The organism is Paraburkholderia sp. UYCP14C, assembly GCF_004197395.1.
Classification (GTDB): Bacteria; Pseudomonadota; Gammaproteobacteria; order Burkholderiales; family Burkholderiaceae; genus Paraburkholderia.
In genome coordinates this window covers 1-8881 of record NZ_SELS01000130.1, presented here as the reverse complement: position 1 = coordinate 8881, position 8881 = coordinate 1, and the positions used below count along the sequence as shown (strand labels likewise).

Here is an 8881-nt window from a genome sequence, read left to right as displayed (position 1 = left end):
CGAAGCCCGTCAGGAAAGGCTGATGAAGCTGGCCGCCTGAGCTGCAAAAGCTTGTCCAGACAACCGGAGCCGATACAGAGACAAATTGATTATAGGTGCCAGTTTTGCGACATGCAGCGGGATCGTAGTGCCTTCGCCACCCGGCAAAATAAGACATCAGATAGTCAGTTGAATGAACGTCGGCACCCCGTCTGCACGATTTATTCCCGCTGCCGGGCACCGTTCATGCTGCATCCGCGAGTGGTGAATCGAATTGACCTTATCGACGGATTATTCGCGCTCCTATGAACTACCCGACTTTCTGCTGCCGCGCGGCCTCGCTTGCGCTCGCCGGCGCCGCGCTGCTGGTCGCGGGCCGACCCAGCCTAGCGCAGATTCCCCAGCCAAGCGGCTCTTCGCAAATGGAAAACCGCGCGTCCGGGACGGACTCGATGCCCGATCCGGCCGCATCGGCGGTTCACGAATCGCATAAACCTCAGTCGAAAGACAGCGGGCAAGGCAATGCGCGCGGCAATACCGCCGGCCAGGGACAAAAAGCCGACGGTGCCGGCGGATTTAACAATGGCTTGTATGGGACCGGTGCGGGCAGCAATAAATAAGGTTCTGGAATCGCGCGATAACCGGTTTGCTAATTGTCGTCGGATCGATTCGCGCGGCACTGCGGAATTGCGTTATCGCGTGAAGAATGCGGTTGGACCGCGCGCACTCGCGGTTTGCATTGCCCTCGGCATTAGTATTAATTACGCGGTCGTTTATCGTTGGGATAAATGGGTTCGGCATAGGGCCGCTTGGCGCCCGCGCCGACGCTGCGAAGTGTGAAAACTACCCTCATAATGCGTTCATTCGACGAACCCGATCTCCCTCCCTCATGACCCAAGTCCAAGCAAGCCAGTCGCCCCGTCTTACGAGTCTGTCGCACGGCGGCGGCTGCGGCTGCAAGATCGCGCCCGGCCTGCTCGCCGATCTGCTCAAGCGCAGCGCGCCGCTGCCGTTTTTCCCCGACCTGCTGGTCGGCAACGACACCGCCGACGACGCCGCCGTCTACAAGCTCAACGAAGACCAGGCGATCGTCGCGACCACCGATTTCTTCATGCCGATCGTCGACGATCCGTTCGACTTCGGCCGCATCGCAGCGACCAACGCAATCTCCGACGTCTACGCGATGGGCGGCAAGCCGATCATGGCGCTCGCGATCGTCGGCATGCCGATCAACGTGCTGCCGCACGACGTGATCGCGGCCGTGCTGAAGGGTGGCGAATCGGTCTGCGCGGAAGCGGGCATCCCGCTCGCGGGCGGCCATTCGATCGATTCGGTCGAGCCGATTTACGGCCTCGTCGCACTGGGCATCGTCGATCCGAAGCGGGTCAAGCGCAACGCGGGTGGCCAGGCCGGCGACGTGCTGATCCTCGGCAAGCCGCTCGGTGTCGGCATTCTGTCCGCGGCATTGAAGAAAGACCGGCTCGACGAGGCCGGCTACGCGGCCATGATCGGCGCGACCACCAAGCTGAACCGGCCGGGCGCCGAACTGGCACGGCTCGACGGCGTGCATGCGCTGACCGACATCACCGGCTTCGGCCTGCTCGGCCACACGCTGGAACTCGCGCGCGGCTCGAAGCTGACCGCGCGCGTGCGCTATGCGGACCTGCCGTGGCTGCCGAACGTCGCGAGCCTCGCGGAAGCCGGCATTTTCACCGGCGCATCGGGCCGCAACTGGGATGCCTACGGCCACGACGTGGTGCTGCCCGCCACGCTGCCGGCCGCCGGCCGCGCATTGTTGACCGATCCGCAGACGTCGGGCGGGCTGCTGGTGTCGTGCGCGCCCGCAGCGGTCGACGAGGTGCTCGCGCTATTCCGCGCCGATGGCTTCGCCGACGCGCGGGTGATCGGCGAGATGGTGAGCGGGGAAGCGCGGGTCGAGGTGGTCTGAGAAGGGCGGCTGAAGGACACCGCTTGAGGACGGCGGAAAGGACGCACAACCGGCCCGAACGAGCCGCCCATGCGATAATTTCACTCTTCCCGCGGTCCGTTTTGTCCCTACTCCCTTGAAAAGCCTTCTAGTCAGCCTCGATAAAGCCGGCGATTTCGATGAAATCGTCGACGTTCGCACGCCGCTCGAGTTCGAGGAAGATCATATTCCGGGCGCGACCAACGCGCCGGTGCTGAGCAACGAAGAACGCGTGCTGGTCGGCACCACCTACAAGCAGGTGTCGCCGTTCGAGGGCACACGGATCGGCGCGGCGCTCGTCGCGCGCAACATCGCGCATCATCTGGAAACCACCTTCGCCGACCGGCCGCGCAACTGGCGTCCGCTGATCTACTGCTGGCGCGGCGGCAAGCGCTCGGGCTCGGTCACGACGCTGTTCAACATGATCGGCTGGTCGGCGCGGCAACTCGACGGCGGCTACAAAAGCTACCGGCGCGCCACGCTGGAAAGGCTCGAGGCCCTGCCGCGCCGTTTCAGCTATATCGCGCTCGTCGGCCCGACCGGCAGCGGCAAGACCCGGCTGCTGTCCGCGCTGCATCAGGCCGGCGCGCAAACGCTCGACCTCGAGGCGCTCGCCTCGCATCGCGGCTCGCTGCTCGGCGCGTATGCCGGGGTGTCGCAGCCGTCGCAAAAGCGTTTCGACACGTTGCTCGTCTCGGCGCTGCGCGACCTCGACGTGAACCGGCCGGTGTTCGTCGAGGCGGAAAGCCGGCGCATCGGCTCCGTCACGCTGCCGCTCGCGCTGCTCGAAACGTTTCATCGCGGCGCGTGTGTCGAGGTGCGTTCGAGCCGCGAGGATCGCGCGGCGTTTCTGCTGCAGGATTACGCGCATCTGTTCGATGATCCCGACTACCTGAAGGGACAGCTGGAACGGCTGATCGGTCTGCACAGCCGCGAGCGGGTCGCGGGCTGGCTGCGGCTCGTCGACGACAACCGGCGCGCCGAACTCGCGCGCGAGTTGATCGAACGGCATTACGATCCCGCTTACGCGCGCAGCAGCGGCCAGCATTTCGACCAGCTGCCGAACGCGCTGCAACTCGAGTTCCGCCCGAACGACACCGACGTCATCGAGCAGGCGAAAACGCTGCTTGCGCAGCTCGATAGCCGCACTTGCCGCACGCTCGTCGTCGGTTGACCCATAACGACACTCAATAACGATCATGCAATCAACCCTTCGGCAACCCCGCGTCACGCTTGGCTGGATCGTGTTCCTGCTGATCGCCGTCGTCGGCCTCTTCTATGTGAAGTGGTTTCCGTACTACAACCGCGCGTTCGTCGCCGCGAGCCAGCATTCGATCGGCAAGTCGATCCTGATGGGTACGTCCGCGAGCGCGCCGGCGGCCTCGTGGCAGTCCGCGATCGACTACGCGCTCGCGTATGGCAAGGCGATCTGGCAAGCGATGGTGCTCGGCCTGCTGCTCGGCTCCGCGGTGCAGGCGCTGATTCCGCCGCAGTGGGTCGCGCGCGCGCTCGGCCGCGCCGACTTCAACAGCGTCGTCAAAGGCGGCCTGATGTCGTTGCCGGGCATGATGTGCACCTGCTGCGCGGCGCCGGTCGTCGCGGGCCTGCGCGCGCGCGAAGCGGCGCCGGGCGCGGCGATTGCGTTCTGGCTCGGTAACACCGCGCTGAATCCCGCGACGCTGATCTTCATGGGCTTCGTGCTCGGCTGGCAGTGGATGGGCCTGCGCCTCGCGCTCGGCATCTTGATGGTGTTCGGCCTCGGCTACGTCGTGAACCGCATGATCACGCCGCAGGAAGCGCAAGCGTCGCAAGAGGCCGTCGCGCAACTGGTCAGCGCCGACGATCCGGGCACCGCGTTCTCGCGCTGGATCACGATTCTCGGCCGCATGACGCTGCGGCTCGTGCCGGAATACATCGTGCTGGTGCTGATCCTCGGCGCGGCGCGCGCGTGGCTGTTTCCGCACATCGGCCCGCACATCGACAACAGCCTGCTGTGGATCATCGCGTTGTCGATCGCCGGCACGCTGTTCGTGATTCCGACCGCGGGCGAAGTGCCGATCATTCAGGCGATGCTTTCGTTCGGCATGGCCGCCGGCCCCGCCGGTGCGCTGCTGATGACGCTGCCGCTCGTCAGCGTGCCGTCGCTCGCGATGCTCGCGCGCTCGTTTCCGCGGCGCGTGCTGACGGTGGTGACCTGTGCGGTGGCGGTGTGTGGTGTCGTCAGCGGTTTGCTGGCCGTTGCGCTGGGCTTTTGAATCGCCTGTTGAGTTCAAGTAGTAGAAGAAGGAAGCATGAAACGTATTGCCGCATTCGCCTTAACGTGTTGGTCCGCCGCTGGCCTGCTGTACGTTGGACAGCACTCGGTGGCGCTGATCGCGCTGAGCGGCGTCGTGGCCTTCGCCGGGTTCGATTTGCTGCGGCCCTGAAGGCGGCGTTGTTTTTCTCGTCCGTGAAGGCGCGCTCGCCCGATGCCATCGCGGTAGCGTCCGCTTGCGCCTAATCGGCCAGGGCGTCGCGAATCGCCGCGAGCCACAACGCCACCGCATGCGCGCCGGGGTCTGCGTGACCGAGCGCGCGCTCACCGACATAGCTCGAACGCCCGCGGCGCGGATGCATCGATGCGGTGCGCGACGCGCCCTCGTTTGCCGCATCGGCGGCGGCTTGCAACGCGGCATGCGTCGACGCTCCCTGAGCCAGCGCGTCATGCAGCGCGTCGGCGGCGGGCTTCAGCGCATCGACCATCGTGCGATCCCCCGGCTTCGCGCCACCCAGTTCCATCAATCCATCGATACCAGCGCTGAACGCGGTCGCCCATTGTCGTGCAGTAGTCGCGCCTGACTGTTCGAGCGCGGCCGCCGCGCGCAGCAGCATCACCGCGTATAGCGGACCCGAAGTGCCACCCACCACGCGCCGCAAGGTCGCCGACATGCCACGCAACACCGCGCCCGGCGTGGTGGCGGACGCGTAGGAATCGAGTTCGAGCTGCACCGCGCGTGCGCCACGCGCGAGGCTGATGCCGAGGTCGCCGTCGCCGACGCGCTGGTCCATCTCGGTCAAGGTCTGCTCGGCTGCCAGCAGGCACTCGCAGACCGCTTCGATCGCGCGACGCAGCGTCGCGTCACGCGCCAGCGTCGCGCCGCTCGCGCTTTGCGGGGCGGGCGGCGCCGCACGCACTGCGACCTGCGCGACGCGCCCGCTCAGCGCAGGCCATGCGCTCGTATGCGAGGCGGCGTCGAGCAGGCTCAGCCGTTCGTCATCGACACGCAGCAGCGTCAGCGACACGCCGGCCATTTCGAGCGCGCTCAGGAACGTGCCGGACCACGCGCGCGCGACTTCGATGCCGCGCGCGTCGAGCTGGCGCAGCGCTGCGCCAGCCACCACGTTGAGTTCGCTCGACGGCGTGCCGCCCAGATTGTTGACGAGCAGCGCGACGCGCCCGCCGGCCTGCAACGCGAGGTCGTCGACGATCTTTGCGAGCAGCTTGCCGACGATCGTGTCGGCCGGCTCCAGCGCTCCGCGCGCCACGCCGGGTTCGCCATGAATGCCGAGGCCCCATTCAATTTCGCCGTCGCCCAGCTCGAAGCCCGGCTTGCCCGCGGCCGGCACCGTGCACGCCGTCAGCGCGACGCCCATCGTGCCGAGCGACGCGGCCGCCTCGCGGGCGATCCGCGCGACCTCGGCCAACGGCAAACCGCGCGCGGCCGCCGCGCCCGCGATCTTGTGAACCAGCACCGTGCCCGCAAGGCCGCGACGGCCCGCGTGATCGCCGCTCGCACTCAGCGCGACATCGTCGGCGACGATCGTCATCTCGACCGGGATGCCCTCGGCGCGCGCGATCTCGGCCGCGAGGCCGAAGTTGAAGCGGTCGCCCGTGTAGTTCTTGACGATCAGCAACACGCCCGCGGGGCCGGCCACCGCGCGTATCGCGTCGAGCACGGCGTCGGTGGAGGGCGAGGTGAAGACCTCCCCGGCCACCGCCGCGCTCAGCATGCCTTGACCCACGTAGCCGCCGTGCGCGGGCTCGTGGCCCGAGCCGCCGCCCGAGATCAGCGCGACCTCGCCGCGCGCGGCCACGGCCTCGGCATCGGCGCGCAACACGATCGTGCCGCCCTGCAACAGCGAGAGTTGGGCATTGAGCGCGACGAGCCCGTCGAGCATATCGGGGACCACGGTGGACACATCGTTGATGAGCTTCTTCATTGCGTCAGCTCCGTTGGATGCTGCCGGCAGCGCATGATCGAACGATGCGATGCGAACGGCAGTCGGGTCGGCGGCGAAAGCGGAAGGTTCAACTGTACCGCGCATCGTCGAACGACGACGCGATAGCTTAAAGCGCGTACGAATGTGCGCAAGCCTCGAGCTGCAAGCAGACGACGAAAACGAAACGGGATGTAGTGCCGAACGGCGAAACTGCGGGAACGACTGGATGGATTTGACTGGACCGTAGACGAAAGCGGAACCGCTTTCGTCTACGTCACAGATGCGTTGGTAGGCTCGATTGGATTCGAACCAACGACCCCCACCATGTCAAGGTGGTGCTCTAACCAACTGAGCTACGAGCCTTTAGAGGCGCGAATTATAGAGACTCATTGCGGACTGCACAAGCCCTTGCCGCGATTTATCGAAACGCATGCGTGTCGATCAGTTGGTCGCGGGCCATTCGGTGTCGGAGTCCAATGGATAAACCGGCCGCTTCACGTGCTCGAAGCTGAACAGACCATAGTCCGAACTCGTGACGCCGCGGCTATCGCATTCGACGAGTGCCGCCGCGATCGGCACGAAAACCGGCCGGCAATACATGCGCGATTTGAGCAGCAGAAAACGCGCGCGGCGCGGATCGATGCCGACGCTCTCGAACACGCCGAGATCCCACGGCTCGTGCGTGCGTTCGGTCACGACGAGTTTCATCGTGCCGGTGTCGAGCACTGCCGCGCGTCCCATGTAGCCGCGCTGGCCGGTGTAGGTCGGGCCGCTGATCACGTATTCGCCGTCGGTCAACGCGCGCACGACGCCGGTCACGGCAAGCGGCGAACGCGAGGGCAAAGCATCGTTGGTGAGCTTGTTGCCGATCGCGAGCGTGACCGTGCTGCCGACACCCGAGGCCGCCAATGCGGCCACCGCCTGCGGGTCGCACAAGGGCCCGCTGACGACGTCGCAGCCCTTTGCGGCTGTCAGGATCGTGTCGCAGATCGCATCGTAGGCGGCGGCGTCGACCGGCCCGCTCGGATTCGCCATTGCGGAGATCGGCGTCACGATTTCCGCGTGCATGTGCTCGGCGGCGTCGATGAACGCGGCCATCGCCGTTTGCATGCCCTTGTTCTCGTCGAACGCGGCGCGGCCGTAGCTGGGGCCGTTGCGGCCGAACGCGGCCAACGGAGTCTCTACCGGCGAGAACGTGTTGGTCTCGTGATTCATTCGGGCGATCAGGATCTTCATGCGCATGTGCTCCCCGTTCTCGACTCCGCGTTCAGCATCAGCTGCGGCGGCGCATTGCAGCCGGCTTCCAGATGATCGGCGCGCGTCCTCGATTTCGTTGTGGATGATGGCGTCCTTGCACGGCACGAAGATGAGCGCCGTCCCGTCCGCCACGCGAAGCTATTGCCGACCGCGTCGACCCACGCCGTGCAGCCGATCCTCTTTCGCCCATGCGATGAAACGCTCGCGCGCCTGGCGGTCGAGTTCGGTCAGCGCTGGACGCCAAACCCCGCCTTCGTCGGTCGCCCCGATTCGCGCACTGCATGAGACTGTCTCACTGCCACGCGTCGTCGATCCGCAAATCGGCCTGGCGCCGAGACAATGTTGGGCGAATGAGCTTGCAACGATGCTTCCTCGCGTCGAAGTCAGCCGGATGGCGTTTGCCGGCGGAACTTCATCGGTTCCGGCTCGCTGGTAGGCGTTGTTCCAATTGTCATGATAGGGAAGTTTGGCCAAGGCAGACGGCCGGAAGTGCGCGAGACGGCGACGCGGCGACGTATTCCGTGGGCATGCATAGTAGGTGAAGCCGTTGGATTCGCGGGAAGCGAACGGCGCATCGCCGGCGGTGTACGGTGCAAATCCGCTCAACTGCGCACGCCGCGACGTACCGGCAATCTGCGCGCAAGTGATTGCCAGCAAACGTTTTCGTCGAACGAAGCGGGTAAAACGCAATGAAGGCTCAACCTTTTGCGAAGCGCGCCGTTATTGCATGTGCTCAGGCAAACCCCTCGGATCTCCATGGCACAACCGATTCCCTTCCGCAATACTGGCGCTGCCCGCGCGCGGCATGCCAAGGCCATGCTGTTGCCCATCGCGCGCCAGATCGCCGACGATCTCGCGTTGCGAGTTCATCTGTCGCTCGACGCGCTGCGCCGCGGCGTCGGCACGAAGAGCGACGCACAGACGCTCACGCAGATCATGCTGCTGACCAGCTACCTCGCCGATGCCGGCTTCGGCTCGATGAGCCAGGAAGAACTCCACGTCGCGGACCGCACGTCGGCGTTGGTGTTCGACGCAGGTCGGGAACGCGATGAATGGAAGCTGGACGAAGCGGGATTCGAGCTCTTTGCATCGATCGCAACGAGTTACGATCGGCAGTTGCATCGCGCTCCGCTTTGGGCGATTACGGAGGCCAGTGAACGGCTCGACCGCTTTATCGCAGGTGGATCCGATCGGGCGCCGGCGCGTAAGCGAGCTTAGCGTTTCTTTTGGAGGAAGTGCCGTTCGCCTGAGCCTAAAGGACACGGCTTTTTGACGAATGTGTCGGAATTCGACGGGTTACGCGGATGCGTTGCGGATCGGAAAGCAGTGAAGCGCGCGAATTCGGCCGCGTAAACGCAGAAACCCCACCGCTGAGGGTGGGGTTTCTGACTGGGTAAGGAGCCTGACGATTACCTACTTTCACACGGGCAATCCGCACTATCATCGGCGTGGAGTCGTTTCACGGTCCTGTTCGGGATG

General features: G+C 65.4%; 8 protein-coding genes, 1 tRNA gene and 1 pseudogene. 6 read left to right on the top strand and 4 right to left on the bottom strand.

What is annotated here, in order from left to right; genetic code table 11:
• Positions 1–284 precede the first annotated feature (284 nt).
• The 5 genes from EVC45_RS42650 to EVC45_RS47825 all read left to right on the top strand — a co-directional run bounded on the left by EVC45_RS42650 (position 285) and on the right by EVC45_RS47825 (position 4371).
• Positions 285–599, top strand: a complete 315-nt coding sequence (locus EVC45_RS42650) for a beta-xylosidase (RefSeq protein WP_129964097.1) — start codon at positions 285–287, stop codon at positions 597–599.
• A gap of 269 nt (positions 600–868) precedes the next feature.
• A complete protein-coding gene (gene selD / locus EVC45_RS42645) occupies positions 869–1927 on the top strand; it encodes a selenide, water dikinase SelD (RefSeq protein ID WP_129964096.1) in 1059 nt (352 codons plus the stop codon).
• Between the two features lie 115 nt (positions 1928–2042).
• Positions 2043–3119 (top strand): tRNA 2-selenouridine(34) synthase MnmH, encoded by a 1077-nt coding sequence (gene mnmH, locus EVC45_RS42640; protein WP_129964095.1) that lies wholly within the window; start codon positions 2043–2045, stop codon positions 3117–3119.
• Between the two features lie 25 nt (positions 3120–3144).
• Positions 3145–4200: a permease gene (locus EVC45_RS42635; RefSeq protein ID WP_129964094.1), complete on the top strand. Its 1056-nt coding sequence runs from the start codon at positions 3145–3147 to the stop codon at positions 4198–4200.
• Positions 4201–4236: 36 nt separating this feature from the next.
• On the top strand, positions 4237–4371 hold the full coding sequence (locus EVC45_RS47825; protein WP_267939986.1) for a hypothetical protein: 135 nt from the start codon (positions 4237–4239) through the stop codon (positions 4369–4371).
• Positions 4372–4441: 70 nt separating this feature from the next.
• On the opposite strand, the gene dhaK is transcribed toward EVC45_RS47825, so the two are convergent.
• From dhaK to EVC45_RS42615, 4 genes and pseudogenes are all read right to left on the bottom strand, one after another.
• Positions 4442–6145: a dihydroxyacetone kinase subunit DhaK gene (gene dhaK / locus EVC45_RS42630; protein ID WP_129964093.1), complete on the bottom strand. Its 1704-nt coding sequence runs from the start codon at positions 6143–6145 to the stop codon at positions 4442–4444.
• A 286-nt stretch (positions 6146–6431) separates the two neighbouring features.
• A tRNA-Val gene (locus EVC45_RS42625) sits at positions 6432–6508 on the bottom strand.
• 78 nt (positions 6509–6586) lie between these two features.
• Positions 6587–7381, bottom strand: coding sequence for a M81 family metallopeptidase (locus tag EVC45_RS42620; protein WP_129964092.1), 795 nt, complete (start codon positions 7379–7381; stop codon positions 6587–6589).
• A gap of 134 nt (positions 7382–7515) precedes the next feature.
• Positions 7516–7678, bottom strand: a pseudogene (locus EVC45_RS42615) (Zn-dependent hydrolase); the annotation flags it as partial.
• A 480-nt stretch (positions 7679–8158) separates the two neighbouring features.
• Here EVC45_RS42615 and EVC45_RS42610 point away from each other — a divergent pair.
• Complete coding sequence (locus tag EVC45_RS42610; RefSeq protein ID WP_129964091.1) at positions 8159–8620, top strand: hypothetical protein; 462 nt, start codon at positions 8159–8161, stop codon at positions 8618–8620.
• Positions 8621–8881: the final 261 nt, after the last annotated feature.

Bases quoted from the DNA above. Each gene is read 5' to 3' on its own strand.
- EVC45_RS42650 (WP_129964097.1), top strand. From the start codon at position 285: ATGAACTACCCGACTTTCTGCTGCCGCGCGGCCTCGCTTGCGCTCGCC.
- selD (WP_129964096.1), top strand. From the start codon at position 869: ATGACCCAAGTCCAAGCAAGCCAGTCGCCCCGTCTTACGAGTCTGTCG.
- EVC45_RS42635 (WP_129964094.1), top strand. From the start codon at position 3,145: ATGCAATCAACCCTTCGGCAACCCCGCGTCACGCTTGGCTGGATCGTG.
- EVC45_RS47825 (WP_267939986.1), top strand. From the start codon at position 4,237: ATGAAACGTATTGCCGCATTCGCCTTAACGTGTTGGTCCGCCGCTGGC.
- dhaK (WP_129964093.1), bottom strand. From the start codon at position 6,145: ATGAAGAAGCTCATCAACGATGTGTCCACCGTGGTCCCCGATATGCTC.
- EVC45_RS42620 (WP_129964092.1), bottom strand. From the start codon at position 7,381: ATGAAGATCCTGATCGCCCGAATGAATCACGAGACCAACACGTTCTCG.
- EVC45_RS42610 (WP_129964091.1), top strand. From the start codon at position 8,159: ATGGCACAACCGATTCCCTTCCGCAATACTGGCGCTGCCCGCGCGCGG.